The 21,127-nt window shown below is 66.7% G+C and carries 23 protein-coding genes and 1 tRNA gene; 15 read left to right on the top strand and 9 right to left on the bottom strand.

Annotation, left to right across the window (positions count from 1 at the left end):
* Position 1: 1 nt before the first annotated feature.
* The 4 genes from RSO68_RS02025 to gloB form a co-directional block, all read right to left on the bottom strand.
* Entirely contained in the window at positions 2-1,075 is a 1,074-nt protein-coding gene (locus RSO68_RS02025) for a microcin C ABC transporter permease YejB (RefSeq protein ID WP_315585242.1), read from the bottom strand.
* A gap of 240 nt (positions 1,076-1,315) precedes the next feature.
* Positions 1,316-3,145 (bottom strand): extracellular solute-binding protein, encoded by a 1,830-nt coding sequence (locus RSO68_RS02020; protein WP_315585241.1) that lies wholly within the window; start codon positions 3,143-3,145, stop codon positions 1,316-1,318.
* 43 nt (positions 3,146-3,188) lie between these two features.
* A complete protein-coding gene (locus tag RSO68_RS02015) occupies positions 3,189-4,376 on the bottom strand; it encodes a transglycosylase SLT domain-containing protein (protein WP_315585240.1) in 1,188 nt (395 codons plus the stop codon).
* Between the two features lie 73 nt (positions 4,377-4,449).
* Positions 4,450-5,217, bottom strand: a complete 768-nt coding sequence (gene gloB, locus RSO68_RS02010; protein ID WP_315585239.1) for a hydroxyacylglutathione hydrolase — start codon at positions 5,215-5,217, stop codon at positions 4,450-4,452.
* Positions 5,218-5,311: 94 nt separating this feature from the next.
* On the opposite strand from gloB, the gene RSO68_RS02005 reads away from it, so the two are divergent.
* The 3 genes from RSO68_RS02005 (at position 5,312) to nudC (ending at position 7,747) form a co-directional block, all read left to right on the top strand.
* Complete coding sequence (locus tag RSO68_RS02005) at positions 5,312-6,094, top strand: methyltransferase domain-containing protein (protein WP_315585238.1); 783 nt, start codon at positions 5,312-5,314, stop codon at positions 6,092-6,094.
* Positions 6,095-6,212: 118 nt separating this feature from the next.
* Positions 6,213-6,974 (top strand): DNA polymerase III subunit epsilon, encoded by a 762-nt coding sequence (gene dnaQ / locus RSO68_RS02000; protein ID WP_315585237.1) that lies wholly within the window; start codon positions 6,213-6,215, stop codon positions 6,972-6,974.
* Positions 6,974-7,747, top strand: a complete 774-nt coding sequence (nudC, locus tag RSO68_RS01995) for an NAD(+) diphosphatase (RefSeq protein ID WP_315585236.1) — start codon at positions 6,974-6,976, stop codon at positions 7,745-7,747. Before dnaQ ends, nudC begins: the two co-directional genes overlap by 1 nt.
* Positions 7,748-7,758: 11 nt before the next feature.
* Here the strand turns inward: nudC and RSO68_RS01990 are convergent, their stop codons facing one another.
* A complete protein-coding gene (locus tag RSO68_RS01990) occupies positions 7,759-8,070 on the bottom strand; it encodes an SCP2 sterol-binding domain-containing protein (protein ID WP_315585235.1) in 312 nt (103 codons plus the stop codon).
* A gap of 152 nt (positions 8,071-8,222) precedes the next feature.
* Here RSO68_RS01990 and sohB point away from each other — a divergent pair, with 152 nt between their 5' ends.
* On the top strand, positions 8,223-9,269 hold the full coding sequence (sohB, locus tag RSO68_RS01985; RefSeq protein ID WP_315585234.1) for a protease SohB: 1,047 nt from the start codon (positions 8,223-8,225) through the stop codon (positions 9,267-9,269).
* 6 nt (positions 9,270-9,275) lie between these two features.
* Here the strand turns inward: sohB and RSO68_RS01980 are convergent, their stop codons facing one another.
* Entirely contained in the window at positions 9,276-9,608 is a 333-nt protein-coding gene (locus RSO68_RS01980) for an ArsR/SmtB family transcription factor (RefSeq protein ID WP_089849002.1), read from the bottom strand.
* 326 nt (positions 9,609-9,934) lie between these two features.
* Between RSO68_RS01980 and RSO68_RS01975 the strand changes: the two genes are divergently transcribed.
* The 3 genes from RSO68_RS01975 to RSO68_RS01965 all read left to right on the top strand — a co-directional run bounded on the left by RSO68_RS01975 (position 9,935) and on the right by RSO68_RS01965 (position 13,560).
* Positions 9,935-11,854 (top strand): propionyl-CoA synthetase, encoded by a 1,920-nt coding sequence (locus tag RSO68_RS01975; protein ID WP_315585233.1) that lies wholly within the window; start codon positions 9,935-9,937, stop codon positions 11,852-11,854.
* A 181-nt stretch (positions 11,855-12,035) separates the two neighbouring features.
* Positions 12,036-12,719: a 7-cyano-7-deazaguanine/7-aminomethyl-7-deazaguanine transporter gene (locus tag RSO68_RS01970; protein WP_089848998.1), complete on the top strand. Its 684-nt coding sequence runs from the start codon at positions 12,036-12,038 to the stop codon at positions 12,717-12,719.
* Positions 12,720-12,780: 61 nt separating this feature from the next.
* A complete protein-coding gene (locus RSO68_RS01965) occupies positions 12,781-13,560 on the top strand; it encodes an alpha/beta fold hydrolase (protein WP_089848996.1) in 780 nt (259 codons plus the stop codon).
* Between the two features lie 33 nt (positions 13,561-13,593).
* Here the strand turns inward: RSO68_RS01965 and RSO68_RS01960 are convergent, their stop codons facing one another.
* Positions 13,594-14,802: an ABC transporter substrate-binding protein gene (locus tag RSO68_RS01960; RefSeq protein WP_315585232.1), complete on the bottom strand. Its 1,209-nt coding sequence runs from the start codon at positions 14,800-14,802 to the stop codon at positions 13,594-13,596.
* A gap of 155 nt (positions 14,803-14,957) precedes the next feature.
* Here RSO68_RS01960 and RSO68_RS01955 point away from each other — a divergent pair, with 155 nt between their 5' ends.
* Positions 14,958-16,664 (top strand): potassium/proton antiporter, encoded by a 1,707-nt coding sequence (locus RSO68_RS01955; RefSeq protein WP_089848994.1) that lies wholly within the window; start codon positions 14,958-14,960, stop codon positions 16,662-16,664.
* 92 nt (positions 16,665-16,756) lie between these two features.
* Here the strand turns inward: RSO68_RS01955 and RSO68_RS01950 are convergent, their stop codons facing one another.
* Entirely contained in the window at positions 16,757-17,311 is a 555-nt protein-coding gene (locus RSO68_RS01950; protein WP_315585231.1) for a YaeQ family protein, read from the bottom strand.
* Between the two features lie 226 nt (positions 17,312-17,537).
* Positions 17,538-17,628, bottom strand: a tRNA-Ser gene (locus tag RSO68_RS01945).
* Positions 17,629-17,750: 122 nt separating this feature from the next.
* Here RSO68_RS01945 and RSO68_RS01940 point away from each other — a divergent pair.
* From RSO68_RS01940 to RSO68_RS01910, 7 genes are all read left to right on the top strand, one after another.
* Positions 17,751-18,221 (top strand): NUDIX hydrolase, encoded by a 471-nt coding sequence (locus RSO68_RS01940; protein WP_315585230.1) that lies wholly within the window; start codon positions 17,751-17,753, stop codon positions 18,219-18,221.
* Between the two features lie 79 nt (positions 18,222-18,300).
* The gene (locus RSO68_RS01935) at positions 18,301-18,975 is read left to right on the top strand and encodes a Bax inhibitor-1/YccA family protein (RefSeq protein WP_089848976.1); all 675 of its coding nucleotides are present in this window, start codon (positions 18,301-18,303) and stop codon (positions 18,973-18,975) included.
* Positions 18,976-19,044: 69 nt separating this feature from the next.
* Positions 19,045-19,437, top strand: coding sequence for a sulfurtransferase complex subunit TusD (gene tusD / locus RSO68_RS01930; protein WP_315585229.1), 393 nt, complete (start codon positions 19,045-19,047; stop codon positions 19,435-19,437).
* 22 nt (positions 19,438-19,459) lie between these two features.
* Positions 19,460-19,840 carry a sulfurtransferase complex subunit TusC gene (gene tusC, locus RSO68_RS01925; RefSeq protein ID WP_390882373.1) on the top strand — a complete coding sequence of 127 codons (381 nt, stop codon included), beginning with the start codon at positions 19,460-19,462 and terminating at the stop codon, positions 19,838-19,840.
* A gap of 23 nt (positions 19,841-19,863) precedes the next feature.
* On the top strand, positions 19,864-20,154 hold the full coding sequence (gene tusB, locus RSO68_RS01920) for a sulfurtransferase complex subunit TusB (protein WP_089848970.1): 291 nt from the start codon (positions 19,864-19,866) through the stop codon (positions 20,152-20,154).
* Positions 20,154-20,507, top strand: a complete 354-nt coding sequence (locus tag RSO68_RS01915) for a TusE/DsrC/DsvC family sulfur relay protein (protein ID WP_315585228.1) — start codon at positions 20,154-20,156, stop codon at positions 20,505-20,507. The genes tusB and RSO68_RS01915 overlap by 1 nt, the downstream gene beginning before the upstream one ends.
* 10 nt (positions 20,508-20,517) lie before the next feature.
* Positions 20,518-21,081 carry an acyl carrier protein phosphodiesterase gene (locus RSO68_RS01910; RefSeq protein ID WP_315585227.1) on the top strand — a complete coding sequence of 188 codons (564 nt, stop codon included), beginning with the start codon at positions 20,518-20,520 and terminating at the stop codon, positions 21,079-21,081.
* Positions 21,082-21,127 lie beyond the last annotated feature (46 nt).

The following is a 21,127-nucleotide window of genomic DNA, read 5'->3' as shown; positions in this document are numbered from 1 at the left end:
CTCAGGACTCCCGTGTCTCGAAGTCGATGCGCGGGTCGACCCACACATAGGTCAGGTCCGAGATCAGCTTCAGGAGCAGGCCGATCAGGGTATAGAGATACAGGGTGCCGAAGATCACCGGGTAATCCCGCTGCATCACCGCCTCGAAGCCCAGCAGGCCGAGCCCGTTGAGGGAGAAGATTACCTCGATGAGCAGTGAACCGGTAAAGAAGATGCCCACCAGCGCGGCGGGCAGCCCCGCGATGATGATCAGCATGGCGTTGCGGAACACGTGGCCGTAGAGCACGCGTTGATCGCTGGCCCCCTTGGCGCGGGCGGTCAGCACGTACTGCTTGTGCACCTCGTCGAGGAAGCTGTTCTTGGTCAGCATGGTCAGGGTGGCGAAGCTGCCGATCGCCGAGGCGATCACCGGCAGGGTGATGTGCCAGAGATAGTCCTTCACCTTGCCCCAGGCGGAGAGTTCGTCGAAGTCCGCCGAGGTAAGGCCGCGCAGCGGGAACAGGTCCCAGTAGCTGCCGCCGGCGAACAGGACGATCAAGAGTATGGCGAACAGGAAGCCCGGGATGGCGTAGCCGACGATCACTAGCCCCGAGCTCCAGACATCGAAGCTCGAGCCGTGGTGCAGGGCCTTGCGGATGCCCAGCGGGATCGAGACCAGGTAGACCACCAGGGTGGTCCAGAGCCCCAGCGAGATCGACACCGGAAGGCGTTCGAGCATCAGGGTGGTGACCTGCTCGTCGCGAAAGAAGCTCTCGCCGAAGTCGAAGGTCGCGTAGTCGACGATCATGCCCAGGAAGCGCTCGTGGGCCGGCTCATCGAAGCCGAACTGTGCCTCGAGTTTCTCGATGAAGGCGGGGGGAATGCCCCGGGCCCCGCGCGACTCGCCGCCTGCGGCGACGTCGCCGCCACCGCCTGCCATGCGGGTGCTGGCCTCGCTGGAGAGCCCCTGAAAGCGGGCCAGCACCTGGTCGATGGGGCCGCCCGGAGCGGCCTGAACGATGATGAAGTTGAGCAGCATGATCCCCAGCAGGGTGGGGATCATCAGCAGCAGGCGGCGCAGTACGTAGGCGGCCACGGCGTGTCCTTATGCAGTCATATCCAAGCCAGAGTCTCGAGTCCTGCCGGGGCAAGGCGTAGCGAGGGTCCTACGCCAGGGGTGAGGAGGACTCCTCCGAACGGGCTGGCCATGGATGGCCAGCACCGGTCCTGCAAGCGGAGCAGGATGCGAGAGCGCCGCAGGGCGTCGGTAGCGCCCAGGGAGGGGTTTACAGCGCCCTCGCGAAGGCTGGCCCCGGCGCCCGACTCCCTCTGGCCGTCAGCGATTACGCTGGCGGGCCTCGATCTCGCGGCCGCGCTCCGGATCCACCCACCAGGCGTGAAGGTCCAGTCCGTAGGTGGGGAAGGGCTCCTGCCAACCGAACTTGTCCCACAGGGCGATCCGTGTGTGACCCAGGTGCCACTGGGGAATCACGTAGAAGCCCCAGCGCAGCACCCGGTCAAGTGCACGGGCGGCGGTGTCCAGCGCCTCCCGGGAGTCGGCGGCGATCAGATCGCTGACCAGCGCGTCGATCACCGGGTCGCTGAGCCCGATCAGGTTGCGGCTCTGGGGCACATCGGCGAATTCGCTGGTCCAGAAGTCGCGCTGTTCGTTGCCGGGGTTCGCCGACTGGGGGAAGCTGCCGACGATGATATCGAAGTCGAAGCTGCGCAGCCGGTTGAGGTACTGGTTGACGTCAACGATGCGGATATCGCCCTGGATGCCGAGGCGTTCGAGATTCTGCAGCAGCGGCTGCACGACCCGCTCGAACTGGGTGTCGAAGAGCAGCACCTCCAGGCGCAGGGGGGTGCCACTGTCGAGCTCGGTCATCACGCCGTCGCGCACCGCATAGCCCGCCTCGTTGAGCAGCTCAAGCGCCCTGGCAAGCCGCGGGCGCACCCCCTCGGGATGCTCGATCGGCAGCGGGGTCTCGAAGACCTCCTCTGGCAGCTCATCGCGATAAGGCGCGAGCAGCTCGAGTTCGGCCTCGCTCGGCAGGCCCTCGGCGGCCATCTCGGAGTTGGCGAAGTAGCTCTCGGTGCGCTCATAGGCGCCGTAAAAGAGGTTGCGATTGAGCCACTCGAAGTCGAACGCCAGGTTCAGCGCCTCGCGCACGCGTACGTCCTGAAAGGTCTCGCGGCGCAGGTTCATCACGTAGGCCTGCATGCCGGCGGGCTGGCCATCCGGCACCTCGAGGCGCTTAACGAAGCCGGCGTCGAGGGCTGGGAAGTCGTAGGCGGTGGCCCAGTTACGGGCGCTGGTCTCGATGCGCAGGTCGAGGTTGCCGGCCTTGAAGGCCTCCAGGGCCACGGTCTGATCGCGGTAGTAGTCGTAGACCAGCCGCTCAATGTTGTGGCGGCCGCGGTTCACCGTCAGATCCTGCCCCCAGTAGTCCGCCACGCGTTCATAGACGATGCGCCGTCCCGGCTCCACCGTGGCGATGCGGTAGGGGCCCGAGCCGAGCAGGGCGTCGCGGGTGGTCGCCTCGAAGTCCCGGCCTTCCCAGTAGTGGGCCGGCAGGATCGGCAGCTGACCGAGGATCAGCGGCAGCTCCCGGGATTTGCTGTCGGCCAGATCGATGTGCACGGTGTCCTCATCGACGGCCCGGATGTCCACCACGTCCGCGTAGTAGGCGGCGTAGAAGGGCTGGCCCTGCTCGGTCAGCGTCTCGAAGCTGAAGATCACGTCCTCAGCGCTGACCGGGTGGCCGTCATGGAAGCGTGCCTCGGGATGCAGGTCGAACTCGATCCATTGGCGATCGGGGTCCAGTCGCACGCCCTCGGCGAGCAGCCCGTACATCGAGAAGGGCTCATCGGGGTTCTGGGCGAGCAGGGTATCGTAGATCTCGGTCAGCCCGGTGGCCGGGGTGCCGCGGATGATGAAGGGGTTGGTCGAGTCGAAGCTGCCGATGGCCGAGCGCACCAGGCTGCCCCCTGCCGGGGCGTCGGGATCGGCGTGAGGGAGATGGGCGAAGTCCTCGGGCAGGGCCGGGGCGCCGTAGAGCGCCAGACCATGTACGGTCGGCACGTCGGCGGGCGCGGCCGCCAGGGCCGGCCCCCCGAGCAGCGCACTCAGCAGCAGGCCCAGGCCAGGGGCAGCATGTCGCATCGATCAGCATCCTTGTAGCAGGGCGGGGCCGCGGCCCCGGACATCAACTACCGGAAAGTGTCAGCTGTTGCCCCGGTTGTAAAGCATCGGGCCGCTCGATGCCGTTCCAGCGGGCCAGCTCGGCCAGGGTCACGGAGTGGCGCGAGGCGATCGCCGAGAGGCTGTCGCCCCGGCGCACCACGTAGACCTCATCGTGATCGAGCGATGTGGCGCGATCGGGCGTGTCGCTGCGCAGGCGGGCGACCATGCGGGTGGCGCTCTCGGCGGGCACCAGCAGGCGCGTCACGCGGCGGGGGTCGGCATGGTTGCCGAGCAGGCCGGGATTGAGCTCCTCGAGTTCCGTGCGCGAGACCCCGGCCAACTGGGCCGCCTCGTTAAGCATCAGCGACCGGGTCACCGGTACCTCGGCCACGGCCGGCTCTGCCTCGATCTCCGGCAGCGCGACGCCGTAGCGCTCTGGGTCGGCGATGATCGTCGAGATGGCGATCAGCTTGGGGACGTAGGCCATGGTTTCTCCCGGCAGATCGAGATCCCAGTAGCTGCCTGCCTGGCCGCGGGCGAGCGCGGCGCTGCGGGCCCGGTTCACGTTGCCGGCCCCGGCGTTGTAGGCGGCCAGGGAAAGCTCGATGTCGCCCTCGTACCACTGCTCGGCCTGCATCTCGATGTAGTCCAGCGCGGCGTGGGTGGAGCGCGCCACGTCGAGACGCCCGTCGTAGCCGCCGCCGCGGTGCAGGCCCAGGGCGTTGCCGGTGCCGGGCATGAACTGCCAGAGGCCGGTTGCGCCCATATGGCTGCGGGCGGTGGGGTCGAACGAGCTCTCGATAAACGGAATCAGGGCGATCTCACCGGGCAGCCCGCGTTCCTCGACGCGCTCGGTGATCCAGGCGAGCCACGGCCGAGCCCGCTCGGTGATCTGGGCGATGTTGTGCGGGCTCTGGCGGTAGTGCTCGATCCAGTGCTGGACGCGCGGATGGTCGGCGTCGGCCTGCCACTGGAAGGCCTCGCTGAGTCGCGACCAGGCATCCTGGGGCTCGAGTGCCAAGGCATCCCAGAAATGCAGGCTGCTGGGCAGGGGGGCGGGTCGGGCCTTTTGGCTGGCCGAATCTTCCTTGAAGGCACTCCCGGGGCTCGTGGTCGAGGCGTGGCTGTTGCCGGCGACCATCAGTGAACCCATGAGAGCGAGACAGCTGGTGAAGCCCAGGATCCGTCGACGTGAGGTGTGGTAGGTCATCGAGAGGCGATCTCCAGGTCATACGAAGGCCTGCCACGAAGGGCAGGCCTGAAAACGTCCATCATCAGAGCGTTCAGAAGTCGTCTTTCCAGGCGCGAAGGGTGGTAAAGGTCGCCAGGCTGGTATCGGTGTCGCCATGGGCGGCGGCGGCCTGGCGGATGCCGGCCGAGTCGCAGCGCAGGAACGGGTTGATCCGGCGTTCACGACTGAGGGTGCTCGGCAGGGTGGGGCGATCAAGCTCGCGGGCACGGCGGCACTCTTCCTGAGCCGTTTCGATGTCGGTGTTGTCCGGGTCGGCGGCGCGAGCGAAAGCCAGGTTGGCCTGGGTATACTCGTGGGCGGCGAAGACCAGGGTTTCCTCCGGCAGGGTCGCCAGGCGCGACAGCGACTCGTGCATCTGGTCGGGCGTGCCTTCGAAGAGACGACCGCAGCCGCCGCTGAAGAGCACGTCGCCGCTGAACAGCAGCGGCGGGATGCCCGCCGTGAAGAAACCGATGTGATCCAGGGTGTGGCCGGGCAGGGCGAACACCTCGAACAGTCGGCCCATCACCCGCACCTCGTCACCGTCGCCGACTCTCTCATCGATGCCGTCGATGGCGGGATTGTCCGGGCCGATCACGCGCGGCGAATAACGCGTGATCAGTTCGCGCAGGCCGCCGGTGTGATCCGGATGGTGGTGGGTGATGAGCACGGCGCCAAGCTCCAGGCCTTCGCGCTCTAACCACTCGATGACCGGCGTTGCGTCGCCTGGGTCCACCACGCAGACTGCCTGGCTCGTATCCTGGCGCAGCAGCCAGATATAGTTGTCGCTAAAGGCGGGGATCGGTGTCACGCTCAACATGGCTCAGGATCCTTGACGGAGGCGTTCCAGACGCTGCCGCGATTCGTTGCGATATGGCTTGCAAAACACGGCACTTTGGAGGGATAAGGGCGTTATGTCAAATTCGCGGGATCTCCATGGACTGGCGCAGCTGGTACGGGACGGCCGTCGCTACTGGGCTTCCCCGGCGGGGCGAGCCCTGTGGCGGGCCGAGCGCGCCTGCCTGGGACCGGTCTGCGAGCGCCTGTTCGGCCGACACAGCCTGGAGCTCGGCATGTCGCCCGTGCTGAGCGATATCTGCCCGATCCGCCATGCCCTGAGCTGGTCACCGACCCGCGAGATGGCCGCCCATGAGTCCACCCTGGTCTGTCCTCCCGATGGCCTGCCGCTGCCCGATGACAGCCTGAGCCTGGTGGTGATCCATCATCTGCTGGAGGTGGTGCCCGATCCTCACCACATGCTGCAGGAGGCGGCCCGCGTCACGGCGGATGATGGTCGGCTGATCATCTTCGGCTGGTACCCGCTGAGTGCCGGTGGTCTTTCGCGCGCTCTCCCGGGGCGCCGCGAATACATGCCGGGGCGGGGGCGCTGGCGCACGCCCGGGCGCCTGGGGGACTGGCTGACGTTTGTCGACTTCGAGATCGAGCGGGTAGACTACTGCGGCTTTCACCTGCCCGGTGGCCTGCCGCGCAACGCCATGCTCGAGACCTTAGGGCGGCGTCACAACCTGCCGCTGGGCGACAGCTACATGATTCACGCCCGACGCCGGACTCAGCGTGTCGAGCCACAGCGGCCGGGGCTCGAGCTGGCGGGCCCCCTGCTGGGACCGAGCCTCGGCAGCGCCACTCGGCTCAGTACCCGGCGCGAGGTGCGCCGCGAGAAGGAGCCTCAGGAATGACTCGCGGCGCCCGCCGGGGCTAGCCGAAACGCGTCACCGCGTGGCGGCCGCGCCAATTCTTGGTTTCCCACTCCTGGCTTTTCCACTCCCTGTTACCCGCGAGTCGACGAGAGACCCCATGCGTCAGATCATCCTGGATACCGAGACCACCGGCATCGACCCCCGTGACGGCCACCGCCTGATCGAGATCGGGGCGGTGGAGATGGTCAACCGCCGCCTCACCGGCAACTCCTACCATCAGTTCATCAATCCCGAGCGCGACATCGAGGCCGAGGCCGTGGGCATCCACGGCATTACCAACGAGCGGGTCGCCGACGAGCCGGTGTTCGCCGAGGTCGCTGACGCCTTCTGGTCCTTCATCGAGGGGGCGGAACTGGTCATCCATAACGCGCCCTTCGACGTGGGCTTCATCGATCACGAGCTCGGCCTGCTCAACGCGCGCCGCGGCGAACCGCGCCTCGGCCCGGTCGCCGAGCATTGCCGGATCCTCGATACGCTGAAGATGGCGCGCGACCTCCACCCCGGTCAGCGCAACAGTCTGGACGCACTGTGCAAGCGCTACGATATCGAGAACGGGCACCGTGTGCTGCACGGCGCCCTGCTCGATGCCGAGATCCTCGCCGACGTCTATCTGGCGATGACCGGCGGCCAGACCGCGCTGTCGCTGGACGCCTCGGCGGCCTCGGAGGGAGGCTCCAGCGAACAGCAGGGCCTGTCCATTCGCCGGCTGTCACTCACGCCGGGGCAGCTTCGCGTGGTGCGCCCCGGCGAGGACGAGCTGGCCGCCCACCACGCCAAGCTGGCGCGCATCCGTGAGGCCGCCGGGGAGTGCCGCTGGGACGCTTATGCCGGGCTCGTCGGCGAGGAGGGGAGTCGCTGATGCTGCGTCGGGAACTGCCCAGCGAGGCCACGGCCGGGCGCGTGATTCGCCTGGCCCGTGGGCGCATCGCCCCGGGGATCGACGACGGCCCCCTTCAGGCCGTCCAGCCCTGGCATGCCCGGCTGCAGCCGCTGTGCTGGTGGCAGGAGGAGCCCGTGGCGCTGTCGCTGGAGGAGCAGCCGGGCGAGGACTGGCCGGAGGCCCGCGAGTGGCTCGCTCGGCTGCCGGAGTCGTGGTACGCGCTGGTTGCCACCTCGCTGCAGGTGGCGGCCTGGTTACAGAACCATCGCTTCTGTGGCCGCTGCGGGACCCCGACGTCGCGACTGGACGCCGAGTTCGCCATGCACTGCGAGGCGTGCGGCCATCGCACCTACCCGCGCAACTCGCCCTGCATCATCACCCTGGTGACTCACGGCGAGTCGCTGCTGCTGGCGCGCAGCCCTCGCCACCCGCCGGGGCGCTACTCGACCCTGGCCGGCTTCATCGAGCCGGGTGAGGCCGCCGAGGAGGCGGTGCGTCGCGAGGTCTTCGAGGAGGTGGGGCTCGCCGTGGGGCGGGTCAGCTACTACAAGAGCCAGCCCTGGCCCTTCCCTCACTCGCTGATGCTGGGCTTCTTCGCCGAGGCCGCCAGCCGGCGCATCCGCATCGACGGGGTCGAGATTGCCGATGCCGCCTGGTTCAGCCCGCGGCGCCTGCCCCAGCTGCCCCCGCTCTACTCCATCTCGCGGGCGCTGATCGAGACCCATCTCAAGGAGGTCGGGGGCCGCGGCTGACGGACGCCGGGTCAGCGGCTCGGGAAGAGGCTCGAGAGTTTGGTGGCCAGCATGACGTTGCCGGTCGCCTTGAGCTTGCCGCTCATGAAGGCGCTCATGCCGTTGATCTCGCCGCTCATCACGCCCTTGAGGGTCTCGCTGCTCAGGCTCAGGCTGACCGAGGGATCATCGTGCTCGCCCTCGTGCACTTCCAGCTCGCCGTCGTTCACCACCAGGTAGTGGTCGCCGACGTCGCTGAAGTGGAACTGGAAGACTTCGTGCATGCCGCTGGCGGCGTCGGCATCGAAGCGGCGCTGGAGCTTGTCGAGGGTAGCGTCGGACATCGGAGATCCTTCTTTGGGCATTGGGATAGAGCTTGGGCAAGGGGTGTGCGGCTGTCAGCGTATTTGAAACAACTGTTTGAATCAAGCGCCCTGGTGCCCGGGTAAGGGCTCCGAGAGGCTCAACAGCGGGGCGCGTCGACGCGGAGATGACAATGAACGAGTGGCTGACGGATTTCGGCATGTTCGTGGCGCAGCTGTTGACCCTGACCCTGGTGGTCGGCCTGGCGGCGGCGCTTTACATGAAGGCGCGGGGCGAGGCGGGAGAGCACACTCGGCTGCGTCTCGAGGAGCTCAACCAGACCCGCCGCCAGCGCCGCCGGCGGATGCAGTTGGCGGCCAGCCAGCCGGGCGCCCGCAAGGGCCTGCTGAAGGCCTTTCGCCGCGATGACAAGGCGCAGGCCCGCAGCGGCGCTAAAGGCAAGGGCGAGGCCGAGGCGCGCCCCACGGTCTGGGTGCTCGACTTTCACGGTGACATCAAGGCCAGCGCTACCGGCCGGTTGGCCGAGGAGGTCTCGGCGCTGCTCGAGGTGGCTGGCGCGGGCGACGAGGCGGTGCTGCGCCTGGAGTCGGCCGGGGGGCTGGTGCACAGCTACGGGCTGGCCGCCGCCGAGCTCGATCGGCTGCGCGAGGCGGGACTCTCCACTACGGTCTGCGTCGACAAGGTGGCGGCGAGCGGCGGCTACCTGATGGCCTGCGGGGCCGACCATCTGCGTGCCGCGCCCTTCGCGGTGATCGGCTCTATCGGGGTGGTCGCTCAGCTGCCCAACCTTCATCGCCTGCTCAAGCGTCACGACATCGACGTCGAGCTGCTCACGGCCGGGCGCTACAAGCGCACCCTCACCGTCTTCGGCGAGAATACCGAGGAGGGGCGAGACAAGTTCGTTGAGGACCTCGAGACCACCCATCAGCTGTTCAAGCGCCATGTGGCCGAGCGTCGCCCGGGACTGGATATCGACGCGGTGGCTACCGGCGAGATCTGGTATGGCAGCGATGCCCTCGAGCGGGGCCTGGTGGACGGCCTGGGCACCAGCGAGGCCTATCTGGTCGAGCGCATGCGTGAGGCCCGGGTGATCAGCCTGAAGCTGGAGCAGAAGCCGACACTCTCCCATCGCCTGGGGCTTGGTCTCTCGCAGGGGGTAGAGCGTAGCGTCGAGCGGGGGTTGGAGATGCTCGACGCCGGTCGTTGGCAGAAGCGCTGACGGGGCCTATGGCGTGCCGTCGAAAGCCAGGTTGCCGAGCGCCTCGATGAGCGTCCTGGCGCGCTCACCCTGCAGCGAGTAGTAGATGGTCTGTGATTCACGGCGGGTCGTGACGAGGTTTTCGCGGCGCAGGATCGCCAGATGCTGCGACAGCGCCGACTGGCTGAGCACCAGTCGTTGATTCAGCTCGGTCACCGACAGCTCGGTGCCGTCCAGCAGACAGAGAATTCGCAAGCGATTGTCGTTGGCCATCGCCTTGAGTAGGGAACTGGCCTCGTTAATGACCGCCTCTCCGCCTTCGAGGAGGCGTGCTGACGCACCTCTGGTGGTAGTGCCCATGATCTGTGCCCTGCGTTGCCGGCGCCGCCCATGGTCGGACGCCTGCGCGGTGAAAAAGATCCCCTGAGTCCACGCCTGGGGGGTGTGATCGGCCGTACGTCGACTTTCTGATTCAGCTTATTCGCAATTATAGCGCAGCCTGGCGGCCAACGCCGGATCAACGATCCCGGATCGACACCGCGCTGTCGCATTGATGTTCTTGTTGTTGACAATAACCGAGAGGGCGCTCGTCCTTTTGTCGAAGATTAGCCAATAGTATGAGGTTTTGCGGCGAGGCATGTTCTAGAGTGTCAACAATCAATGCCCTTTTCTCGATTGCTGACAGGATGCTGACGCGCATGTATCACGACGAGTTCCGCCGCTCCATCGATCAACCTGAGGCCTTCTGGGCCGAACAGGCCAAGCGTATTCCCTGGTTCACCCCGCCCTCTACGATCCTCGAATACGACGAGGCGAATCACGCCCGCTGGTTCGTGGACGGTGAGCTCAATATCTGCCACGCCGCCCTGGACCATCATGTCGAGCAGGGACGGGGCGATCAGCCGGCCATCTACTGGGACTCACCGGTCACCGACAGCAAGCGGACCCTGACCTACGCCGAGATGCGCGACCAGGTGGCGCACTTCGCCGGGGCCCTGCGAGACCTGGGGGTGGAGAAGGGTGACCGGGTGGTGATCTACATGCCCATGGTGCCCGAGGCCCTGGTCGCCATGTACGCCTGCGCGCGCCTGGGGGCCATTCACTCGGTGGTATTCGGCGGCTTCGCGCCCCACGAACTGGCGGTGCGCATCGAGGACGCCGAGCCGAAAGTCGTGATCGCCGCCTCCTGCGGCGTCGAGGGCGACCGGGTGCTTCCCTATAAGCCGATCATCGATGCCGCCATCGAGCAGAGCAGCTACAAGCCCGAGGCCTGCGTGATCCTGCAGCGGGAGCAGCATACGGCGGAGCTCGGCACGGCGATCGACCATGACTGGTCGGCGCTAGTCGAGCGGGCCGCCCCGGCGGAGTGCGTGCCGGTCAAGGGCAGCGATCCGCTCTACATCCTCTATACCTCCGGCACTACCGGCAAGCCCAAGGGCGTGGTGCGCGATACCGGTGGCTACGCCGTGGCGCTGGCCTACTCCATGGAGACCATCTACGACGTGGCGCCGGGCGAGGTCTTCTTCTCGGCCTCCGACGTGGGCTGGGTGGTTGGTCACTCCTACATCGTTTATGCGCCGCTGCTGCGCGGCGCCACCACCGTGGTCTACGAAGGCAAGCCGGTGAAGACACCGGATGCCGGCGCCTTCTGGCGGCTGATCAGCGAGTACAAGGTCGCGAGCTTCTTCACCGCGCCCACCGCCTTTCGCGCCATCAAGAAGGAGGATCCTGACGCCAAGCTGATGGCCCAGTACGACATCAGCTGCCTCAAGGCGCTGTTCCTGGCCGGTGAGCGCCTGGATCCGCCGACCTTCCACTGGCTCGATGACCTGTTGACGGTGCCGGTGATCGACCACTGGTGGCAGACCGAGACCGGCTGGCCCATCGCCGCCAACCTGCACGGCCTCGAGCCGATGCCCACCAAGGCCGGCAGCGCTACCGTGCCGGTCCCTGGTTTCGACGTGCAGATCCTCGACCGGGAGGGCGAGCCCTCCGGTGCCATGGAGCAGGGCAGCGTGGTGATCAAGCAGCCACTGCCACCCGGCTGCCTGGCCGGCGTGTGGCGCGATCCGAAGCGCTTTCACAGTGCCTACATGGCCGCGTTTCCCGGCTATTACCTCACCGGCGACGGCGGCTACTTCGACGAGGACGGCTACCTGTTCATCATGGGGCGCACCGATGACGTCATTAACATCGCCGGCCATCGCCTCTCGACCGGTGAGATGGAGGAGGTCGTGGGTGCCCACCCCGCGGTGGCCGAGTGCGCGGTGATCGGCATTCACGATGCCCTCAAGGGACAGCTGCCGGTGGGGCTGGTGATCCCCAAGGATGGCTTCGAAGGGGATGAGGTGACGCTGGAGAACGAGCTGATCGGCCTGGTGCGCGAGAAGATCGGCCCTATCGCCTGTTTCAAGCAGGTGCTGGTAGTCGACCGGCTGCCCAAGACCCGCTCCGGCAAGATCCTGCGCAAGCTGCTGCGTAACATCGCCGACGGCCAGGAGTTCGGCGTGCCCTCGACCATCGACGACCCGGCGAGCCTGCAGGACGTCCATGAGGCGATGAAGGAGCGTGCGGTCGGCGCCGCCGAGGAGGCCCGCCAGGTGTGATCGCCGCGCGATGTCGCTGTGCTGCCACGACGCCGCCCCTGGAGGGCGGCGTTCTCATGTGGGCCGGGCCCTTGCATGGCCAGGGTGGCGGCCAGGTCGTATAATGCGCGGCCCATTCTCGCCACGCGCGAGTGCCGATCCACGAGGGTTCCCTCACCCCTCCCCAAAAAAGGATGCCGTGATGTTCGTGCTGTCCGAAACCCAGACCCGGCGCTGCCTGGCGCTGCTGGTCGCCTTCCATATTCTGGTCATTGCCGCCAGCAACTATCTGGTGCAGCTGCCGTTCACCCTGTGGGGCTTTCATACCACCTGGGGCGCTTTCAGCTTCCCCTTCATCTTCCTGGCCACCGATCTCACCGTGCGCCTGTTCGGCAAGGAGCCGGCCCGGGCGATCATCCTGCGCGTGATGCTACCGGCGCTGGTGATCTCCTATGTGGTATCCGTGGTCTTTCCCCGTGGCGGGTTTGCCGGCCTCGAGGCGCTGGGCGAGTGGAACCTGTTCGTCGCCCGCATCGCCCTGGCGAGCTTCATGGCCTATGTGCTGGGGCAGCTCTTGGACGTGCAGGTCTTCGACCGGCTGCGTGCCCTCAAGGCCTGGTGGGTGGCGCCGGCCGTCTCCACGGTGCTTGGTAACCTTGCCGATACCTTCGCGTTCTTCTCCATCGCCTTCCACCGCAGCCCCGATCCCTTCATGGCCGCCAACTGGCCGGAGATCGCCTGGGTCGACTACGTGATCAAGCTTGCTATCAGCCTGGCGTTCTTTCTGCCGCTATACGGCGTGCTGCTGGCCTGGCTCAGCCGTCGGCTGGTGGCGGTGACGGGAAGCGACGACGTGATGCCGGATGAGGCGCGCGCGTCTTCCTGATGTTCTGACACCGGATACCCCGGCACCCGATACTCGACACCCTCTAGGCAAGGAGGCTTTTATGCCCACCGACCTTCATTTCCTCGATACCGGCGGCGACGAGACGCCGCTGGTGGTCATTCACGGCCTGCTGGGCAGCGCCGATAACTGGCGCTCCCATGCCAGGCAGTGGCAGCGGCGCCATCGGGTGATCACCGTGGACCTGCGTAACCACGGGCGCTCGCCGCACGTGGCCGGGATGGGCTACGACGCCATGGCCGAGGACCTGCTGGCCCTGCTCGATCGCCTCGATGTCGAGCGCGCCCATCTGCTGGGGCACTCCATGGGCGGCAAGGTAGTGATCAGCCTGGCCCGGCTTGCGCCTGAGCGGGTGGCCTCGCTGATCGTCGCCGATATCGCCCCGGTGGCCTACGGGCATGACCACGACAGCGTCTTCGCCGCCCTGCGCCGCGTCGAGGCGGGCTCGCCGACCAACCGGCGCGAGGCCGATGCGCTCCTCGCCGAGCACGTCGAGGAGCCCGCGGTGCGCCTGTTCCTCGCCACCAACCTCGAACGCGATGACGCGGGCATCCTGAGGCCGCGTATCGGCCTGGACGAGATTCAGGACGACTACGAGACGATCATGGGGGCGCCGGCGGGCGAGGGCGCCTATGAGGGGCCCACTCTGGTGCTGCGCGGCGCGCAGTCGCGCTACGTGACCGACGAGATGCTCCCGGCGCTTCACGCGGTGCTGCCAAGCGCCGAGATCCAGACACTCGAGGCAGGCCACTGGCTGCATGCCGAGCAGCCGGCGGCCTTTCAGGCGGCGGTCAATGGCTTTCTGGAGGCCCTGGAGGGCTGACGGGGGGAGTCAGCGGAGCATTTGGAGGAGCACTTAGCGAGAGATTGCCCCGGGATCGACGGCCAGCCGGGAGACCGGATGGCGTTCTCCCAGGATGTCGGCCTCGAGCAGGTACTCCTCGAAGCGACGATAGCGCCCCTGGTCCAGGGCAGCGGGGCTGAGGCTCAGGCGCGGACGAATCTGCTGCCAAGCCTCACGGTTGACCGGGGTGTCGATGCCTGGCTCGGCGCTGGCGATCAGCGTCCACGCCTCCTCCGGGTGGTTGGCGATCCAGACCGAGGCTTCCTCCAGCGCCTCGATCAGCCGGCCGATCGCCTCGCGCTGCGCGGCGAGGCGATCGCGATTGGCCAGCAGTATCAGGCCGTCGTGCAGCGGGATCCCTAGGGCTTCGCTGGTCAGCACGCGGGTCGCGAGGCCTTCATCGGCTAGCTGGCGCGGCAGAAGGTGGCGCATGGCGCCGATCACCCCTTCCACGCGCCCCTCGCGCAGCGCATCGCCGAGGCGGAAGTGCAGCTCCTCGGTCTCGACCTCGTCGTCGCGCACGCTGGCCTCGTGCAGCAGGGCCGCCAGCAGCACATCGCGGCTGTCGGCGTCGGCATGGCCGATCCGCGAGCCGGCCAGATCGACCGCCGCGGTGATGTCGCTATCCTCGCGCACCACCAGCGCGCTCAGCGGCATGGCGACCAGGGTGGCGACCCGTACCAGAGGCAGCCCGCGATCCACTCCCAGATGCAGCAGCGGCTGGCGCGCTAGGGCGAGATCGATACGCGACGCCGCCAGCAGCTTGATGGGCACGTCCGGGTCGGCGGGGGTCGAGAGGGCCACTTCCAGCCCGTGGCTGGCGAACAGGCCTCGCTCCCGGGCGACGATCAGCGCGGCATGCCGCGGACTGGGGGTCCAGTCCAGCATCACGCTGAGCGGTGTGACGGGGGGCGGCTCGATGGGCTCCGCCGGGCGCAGGGCGATGGCCGGCACGCTGGGGCGGGAGGGCGTATCGACCGCCGGTCCCCTCGGCGCCTCCTGATAGCGCTGCCGGATCGCCTGTTGCTCCGCGATCTCTCGCGCCGCCTCATCGGCCAGGGCCTCGAGATCCAGCACCATGACCTCGGTGTTCAGCGGTGGATAGCCCTTCCGCGGTTCGGCATCGGCCGCCGCGGCATCGGCCGCTGCCGGTCCGGTCGGCAGCAGGCAGATGATTGCCAGCAGGGCGATCGGCCAGCGACGATAAACGGGGGGAATCATAGAAAGGGCTCCTGCCATGCGCGTTACCCGGTCAACGGTGCCGCGCAAGCTTAACCGCTGGCGGTCGACCACGGCCAGTCGCGGGCGCCAACGAAAATCGCCGCGCTGGCCGTGACATGCGATACTTTGCGTTTTCGCAGCCAAGGCAGGCGGCCATGGATTCGATCAACAGTCTGTTCCTGCTTAGTGGCTTCCTGCTGGCCCTGAGCATCCTCGCCAGCCGACTCTCCTCGATGGCCGGCGTACCGCTGCTGCTGATCTTCCTGGGGCTAGGGATGCTGGCCGGCGAGGAGGGTCTGCTCGGCATTCAGTTCGACGACTACTCCCTGGCCTTTTCGATCGGCCACCTGGCGCTGGCCATGATCCTGCTCGACGGCGGCCTGCGCACCCGTCTCAAGACCTTTCGCGTCGGCTTTCGCCCGGCGCTCTCCCTGGCCACCTTCGGGGTCTTCATCACCGGCGGGCTGGTCGGCGTGTTCGCCATGTGGGTCTTCGACCTGAGCCTGGTGCAGGGGCTCCTGGTGGGCGCCATCGTGGGCTCCACCGATGCCGCCGCGGTGTTCTCGATGCTCAGTGGGCGCGGCGTCAACCTCAACGAGCGGGTCGGCGCCACCCTGGAGATCGAGTCGGGCACCAACGACCCCATGGCGATCTTCCTGACCCTGATGCTGGTGGAGGTGCTGGTCGGCGATATCGGTGGGGTGGGCGAGACCCTGCTCTTCCTGGTGCAGCAGTTCGGGCTGGGGATCCTCATCGGGCTCGGCGTCGGTTGGCTGAGTGCGCGGCTCTTGAGCTGGCTGGATCTGGCGCCGGGCCTCTATTCGCTGCTGGCCCTGGGCCTCGGTTTCTGTGTCTTCGGCCTGACCAGCGCCTTGGGTGGCAGCGGCTTCCTGGCCATCTACCTGGCCGGCCTGATGATCGGCAACCGCCCCGGGCGCCACCTTGCCTTCATCCTGCCGGTGCATGACGGTTTGGCCTGGCTTTCCCAGATCGGTCTCTTCCTGGTGCTGGGCCTGCTGGTCACGCCCAGCGAGATGATGGACTTCGCGCTGCCGGCGCTACTCGTGGCCCTGGCGCTGATCTTCGTCGCCCGGCCGCTGGCGGTGCTGATCGTCGTCAAGCCCTTCTTCAAGTTCCGCTGGCGGGAGATCGGCTTCATCGCCTGGGTGGGCCTGCGCGGGGCGGTGCCCATCGTGCTGGCGATCTTCCCGGTGATCGGCGGGGTGGAGAATGCCTCGCTCTACTTCAATGTCGCCTTCGCGGTGGTGCTGCTGTCGCTGCTGATCCAGGGCGGCTCGCTGCCGTGGATGGCGCGTCGCATGAAGGTGGAATTGCCGCCCACCGTCACGCCCAACCGTCGTGGCTCGCTGGGTATTCTCCCGGAGAACGACTATGAGATGTTCGTCTACGAGGTGGAGAATGCCGACCTCGAGGACGTGCCGATCCGGCTGCTGCGTTTCCCCTCTGGGGCGCTGATCTCGGCGCTTTTCCGCGAGCATGCCATGCTGCACCCCAAGGGCAGCACCCGGCTGCGGCTGGGCGACGTGATCTGCGTGATCGGCCGCACCGATGATCTGCCGGGGCTGAACCGCCTGTTCAATGGGGACGCCAAGCTCAAGCGCGAGCGTGCCTTCTTCGGCACTTTTACCTTCGACGGCGACGCCTTCATGCGTGACATCGCCGATGCCTACGGCCTCACCCTGAGCCCCGGCGAGCAGGACATGACCCTGGCGGAGTTCGTCTCGCTGCGGGTCGGCGGGCATCCCGTGGTCGGCGACGACGTGGACTGGCACGGCATCCATTGGGTCGTCAGCGCGATGGAGGGCAATCGTGTGACGCGAGTGGGTCTGCGTCTCTATTAAGCGTTAGGCTGCGCCTCCAATGAGCGCAGCCTGATGGATGCGTTCAAGAAGATCAGGGTCGACGGGGAGGGGCGAGAAGCGGACTTGGCCGCTCACGCCTGCCGGGTCGCCGCCTTTAGCACCTCGAGGGTGACCTCGACGGCCTGCTCGCCGTCGGCGAGCCATACCGTGTCGTCCTGAAGGGTGGCGCTCAGGGTTATGGTCTTCGCCGCCATGCCGGAAAGCGTCTGCACCGTCTCCGGCGCGATGGCGACCACCGTCAGGTTGTCGAGGATCGAGAGCTTGCCGGCCAGTGCGTTCCACCAGAGCTCGGCGCCATGGCCGCTGTAGGTGTAGAGGACGACCTCGCCTGCTCGACCGCAGGCGCGCCGGATGCTCTTCCCGTCGGGTTGGCCGAGCTGGATCCACTGTTCGATCTCCCCGGTGAGATCCTTGCGCCACAGGTCGGGCTCGTCGTCGGTGCTCACGCCGCGACCGAAGGCCAGCGCCTCGTCGGCGTTCAGTGCAAACGCCAGCAGCCTGACCATCATGCGCTCGTCGGTTTCCGAGGGATGTTGCGCCACGGTCAGGGCATGATCGGCGTAGTAGTGCCGGTCCATGTCGGCGACCTGCAGCTGTACCCGATGAATCGTTGCCTTCAGTGCCATGGCGAGATGGGCCTTTGTTGGGTGGCAGCCTTGCGGCGCAAGAGTGCGGGGTGATGCAGCCGGGCGTTTCCCAGTGGTGCCCCGAGGTGGACAGCGAGGAAGGGTCTCATGTTTCGCGCCCGGGCACGACGAGATCGTTGCGGGGCAATCCGCGGCGCCACCATCAGTGTGGTCTGTGCGCTGAAACAAGAAAACCAGCCGCGGTGGGCTGGTTTTCATCGAAAGGTGGCGGAGGGACAGGGATTCGAACCCTGGGTAGGCTATTAACCTACGCCGGTTTTCAAGACCGGTGCATTCAACCGCTCTGCCATCCCTCCGGCTTACGGATGCGTACTCTACCAGTTTTTATTCGCAGGTCAAGAGCCTATCTGGATCAGGGTGTTAGCCCCCGGTTCAGGGGTGGGGCACAATGCAAGCACGACAATTGCTGGAGACTTCTATGCCTGAGCGATCAGCCCGTACCCCCGTACGTCCCATTCCCGCGGTGTCGGCCGCGGTGGTCAGGGGTGGGCGCATCCTGATGGTCAGGCGACGCAATTCCCCCAACGCGGGCAAGCTGGCGCTGCCCGGCGGTAAGGTCGAAGCGGGGGAGAGCCTTCTGCAGGCTGCGGCCCGTGAGCTTCTGGAAGAGACCGGCGTGCTGGCCGAGCCGCGGGGCATCCTGACCGCTCTCGACGTTTTCGATTACGACGGCGAGGGTTTGCTTGCCATGCACTTCGTCATCGTGGTGGTCAAGCTGGAGTGGCAGGGCGGCATCGAGGCGGCCGCGGACGATGCCACGGCGCTCTGTTGGATGGACATGGCGGCCCTCGAAGACGCCGGAGAGGAGGTCTGCGACTCCGCGGCGTGGGTGGCGCGGCGGGTCCTGGAAGATACCGCCGCCGCGGAAAACGCGTTGAACCCTGGCTAGCCGGGCGCTTGCGTCGGGAACATTCTGGCTGCATCCTTAGTCTAGTGCCTAGACCAACCATATAGGGAGCTTCGGATCCATGGCTTATCAAGAGACGCAGACGACACGTCAGCAGACGCAGTCGCAGTCGGTCGGTACCAGCAAGGTCCTGCGCAACACTTACGGCCTGTTGGCGATGACCCTGCTGTTCTCCGCCGTCACGGCGGGTGCCGCCATGAGCATGGGCATCGAGCGGATGAACATCTTCGTGTTCTTCATCGGCGCCTACGGCCTCATGTTCCTGGTGCATAAGACCGCCAACTCCGCGATGGGGCTGCTCGCCACTTTCGCCTTCACCGGCTTCATGGGCTTCACGCTCGGACCGATCCTGAGCGCCTACCTAACACTGCCCAACGGTGCTCAGCTGATCATGACCGCACTGGGCATGACCGGCGTCACCTTCGTGGGGCTCTCGGCGGTGGCGCTGATCACCCGCAAGGACTTCAGCTTCCTGGCCAACTTCCTGATGGCCGGTGCCATCGTACTGATCCTTGCCATGTTGGCGGGTATCTTCTTGCAGATCCCGGCGCTGTCGCTGATGGTCTCTGCCGGCTTCGTGCTGTTTTCTTCGGCGGCCATCCTCTACCAGACCAGCGAGATTGTGCACCGCAGCGGCGAGACCAACTACATCCTCGCCACCATCACGCTCTACGTGTCGATCTACAACCTGTTCATCAGCCTGCTGTCGATCCTGGGCATCATGAGCCAGGACTGACCCTAGCGCGGTATCAGCATCATCTGGCCCCGCCAACCGGCGGGGCCAGGTCGTTTCAGGAGGACCTTCATGCGCTACGCCATCCTGCTGATGGGCGCTCCCTACAGTCATCAGGCCAGCCACTCGGCCCTGCGCTTCGCCCGTGCCCTGGTGGCGCGGGGCCACCGCCTCGAGGCGGTATTCTTCTATCACGACGGGGTGCACAATGCCGCCCGTCTGGCCGCCCCCCCGCAGGACGAGCCACACTTGGTGGATGCCTGGGCAGACCTGTCCCGCGAGCACGAGGTAGCGTTACAGGTCTGCATCGCCGCGGCGCTGCGTCGCGGTCTTCTCGACGAGAGCGAGGCCGCCCGGCACGGCAAGGACGGGATCAGCGTGGCGGAGCCCTTCGAGCTCACCGGGCTCGGCCAGCTGATCGATCTGGGGACGCGCTGCGACCGCCTGGTGACCTTCGGTCCCTGAATTCCTGGCATGTGATGGAGCCATGATGCACGAACACGATGACCCACACCGCGACCTGCTGGTCATCCTGCGCCACGCGCCTCACGGGAGTAGCTGGCTTAAGGAAGGGCTGGACGCCGCGCTGGTCGCCGCCGCTTTCGGGCAAAGCGTTTCACTGCTGTTCATGGGGGAGGGCGTCACGGCGTTGATGCCCGGGCAGGGACCCGGGCCGCTCGAGCAGAAGGGGACGGCCGCGACGCTTGCGATGCTGGAGATGTATGATATCGAGACCCTGCTGGTGGACGCAGAGACGCTCTCGGCGCTCGGTCTCTCGGCCGACGAGTTGATGCTCGACGTGACGCCCGTGCCGGCCGCGGCTATCTCAGAGGCACTGTCTGCCCACCGCCTGGTGTTGACCTTTTAGCCCGAGTCGCGAGGAGAACCTGGATGCTGTTGCATGTGGTGAACCGTTCCCCGGCGAACAGTCGGGTCTATGAGCAGGCCCTGAGCGCTATGGGGCCAGACGATGTCCTGCTGCTGATCGAGGACGGCGTTCAAGGGGCGCTGCCCCAGCTGGTGCGCTACTACGCGAAGATCGAGGGGCGACTCTTCGCCCTCAGGGAAGACCTGGAGGCCCGCGGGCTGTTGGGACGCTGCGCGGAAAGCGTGCAGGTGGTCGATGTGGATGGCTTCGTTACCCTGACCGAGGAAGCCGAACGGACGGTGAGCTGGTACTGATGGCCTCTACAGAAATATACCGTTATCTATTCTTGAATGACAATCAATATGCCCTGGACCCTGAGGGCTATCTAATCGACATGACGCATTGGTCGCCCGAGGTCGCCGACGCCTTGGCTCGCGAGGAGGGCATCGAGCTGACCGAGGAGCACTGGGAAGTGCTAAACGTGCTACGCGACTTCTATGCACGCTACGAGATGGCCCCTGCCATGCGACCCCTGGTCAAGGCGGTGGGCAAGGTCTTGGGGCCCGAGAAGGGCCGTTCGATCCACCTGATGCGACTCTTCCCCGGTAGCCCCGCCAAGGTGGCGGCTCGCCTGGCCGGGCTGCCAAAGCCCACCCACTGTCTATGATCGGCGAACCGTGAACTTTCTCGCCCATGGTTGGCTCGCCCGCGGCGGCGGTGACGACTTCCTGTATGGCAACCTGATCGCCGACGGCGTCAAGGGCATCGACCTCTCGGCCTGGCCGACGGCAACGGCGGCCGGCATCCGCCATCATCGCCGGGTGGACGCCTTCGTCGATGGTCACCCGGTGGTCGCCGACGTCCTGGCGCGCACACCGTGGCCGCAGCGTCGATTCGCCGGTATCGCCCTGGATCTGGTCTGGGACCACTTTGCGGCTCGCACGCTCGGAGGCGACGAGCGACGCCGGTTGACTGTTCGCTGCTACCGGCTACTGTCAACCGCTCCCGCCCCGGGCCGGCTGGCGGGGATGGTGCCCGTGCTGGTGGAGCAGGACTGGCTCAACCGCTACGCCGACTTCGATTTCACCTGTCGTGCCATCGAAGGCATCGGGGGGCGGCTCTCCGGCCCGAATCGCCTGGCCGAGCTGGTGCCCTGGCTCGAGGCGGACTACGTCCGCCTCGCGCGCGATTTCGAAAGGCTGTGGTCGGCCGTCAATGACGAGCTCGGCGTGCCGGCCTGAGGCCGGGCTCGTGCGGTTCTTGATTGATCCTCGCTCGACCCTCGCT

The organism is Halomonas saccharevitans (assembly GCF_032333995.1).
Lineage (GTDB): Bacteria > Pseudomonadota > Gammaproteobacteria > Pseudomonadales > Halomonadaceae > Halomonas > Halomonas saccharevitans.
The sequence above is the reverse complement of the archived record's forward strand: the minus strand, read 5'-3'. Positions and strand labels throughout refer to the sequence as shown.

Excerpts from the sequence above, each read along its gene's own strand:
- sohB (WP_315585234.1), top strand. The coding sequence starts at position 8,223 with ATGAACGAGTGGCTGACGGATTTCGGCATGTTCGTGGCGCAGCTGTTG.
- RSO68_RS01955 (WP_089848994.1), top strand. The coding sequence starts at position 14,958 with ATGGATTCGATCAACAGTCTGTTCCTGCTTAGTGGCTTCCTGCTGGCC.
- RSO68_RS01975 (WP_315585233.1), top strand. The coding sequence starts at position 9,935 with ATGCTGACGCGCATGTATCACGACGAGTTCCGCCGCTCCATCGATCAA.
- tusD (WP_315585229.1), top strand. The coding sequence starts at position 19,045 with ATGCGCTACGCCATCCTGCTGATGGGCGCTCCCTACAGTCATCAGGCC.
- RSO68_RS01935 (WP_089848976.1), top strand. The coding sequence starts at position 18,301 with ATGGCTTATCAAGAGACGCAGACGACACGTCAGCAGACGCAGTCGCAG.
- RSO68_RS01970 (WP_089848998.1), top strand. The coding sequence starts at position 12,036 with ATGTTCGTGCTGTCCGAAACCCAGACCCGGCGCTGCCTGGCGCTGCTG.
- RSO68_RS01960 (WP_315585232.1), bottom strand. The coding sequence starts at position 14,802 with ATGATTCCCCCCGTTTATCGTCGCTGGCCGATCGCCCTGCTGGCAATC.
- RSO68_RS01980 (WP_089849002.1), bottom strand. The coding sequence starts at position 9,608 with ATGGGCACTACCACCAGAGGTGCGTCAGCACGCCTCCTCGAAGGCGGA.
- RSO68_RS02020 (WP_315585241.1), bottom strand. The coding sequence starts at position 3,145 with ATGCGACATGCTGCCCCTGGCCTGGGCCTGCTGCTGAGTGCGCTGCTC.
- RSO68_RS02015 (WP_315585240.1), bottom strand. The coding sequence starts at position 4,376 with ATGACCTACCACACCTCACGTCGACGGATCCTGGGCTTCACCAGCTGT.
- tusB (WP_089848970.1), top strand. The coding sequence starts at position 19,864 with ATGCTGTTGCATGTGGTGAACCGTTCCCCGGCGAACAGTCGGGTCTAT.
- nudC (WP_315585236.1), top strand. The coding sequence starts at position 6,974 with ATGCTGCGTCGGGAACTGCCCAGCGAGGCCACGGCCGGGCGCGTGATT.
- gloB (WP_315585239.1), bottom strand. The coding sequence starts at position 5,217 with ATGTTGAGCGTGACACCGATCCCCGCCTTTAGCGACAACTATATCTGG.
- RSO68_RS01950 (WP_315585231.1), bottom strand. The coding sequence starts at position 17,311 with ATGGCACTGAAGGCAACGATTCATCGGGTACAGCTGCAGGTCGCCGAC.
- RSO68_RS01940 (WP_315585230.1), top strand. The coding sequence starts at position 17,751 with ATGCCTGAGCGATCAGCCCGTACCCCCGTACGTCCCATTCCCGCGGTG.
- RSO68_RS02005 (WP_315585238.1), top strand. The coding sequence starts at position 5,312 with ATGTCAAATTCGCGGGATCTCCATGGACTGGCGCAGCTGGTACGGGAC.
- RSO68_RS01965 (WP_089848996.1), top strand. The coding sequence starts at position 12,781 with ATGCCCACCGACCTTCATTTCCTCGATACCGGCGGCGACGAGACGCCG.
- RSO68_RS01990 (WP_315585235.1), bottom strand. The coding sequence starts at position 8,070 with ATGTCCGACGCTACCCTCGACAAGCTCCAGCGCCGCTTCGATGCCGAC.
- RSO68_RS01915 (WP_315585228.1), top strand. The coding sequence starts at position 20,154 with ATGGCCTCTACAGAAATATACCGTTATCTATTCTTGAATGACAATCAA.
- dnaQ (WP_315585237.1), top strand. The coding sequence starts at position 6,213 with ATGCGTCAGATCATCCTGGATACCGAGACCACCGGCATCGACCCCCGT.
- tusC (WP_390882373.1), top strand. The coding sequence starts at position 19,460 with ATGATGCACGAACACGATGACCCACACCGCGACCTGCTGGTCATCCTG.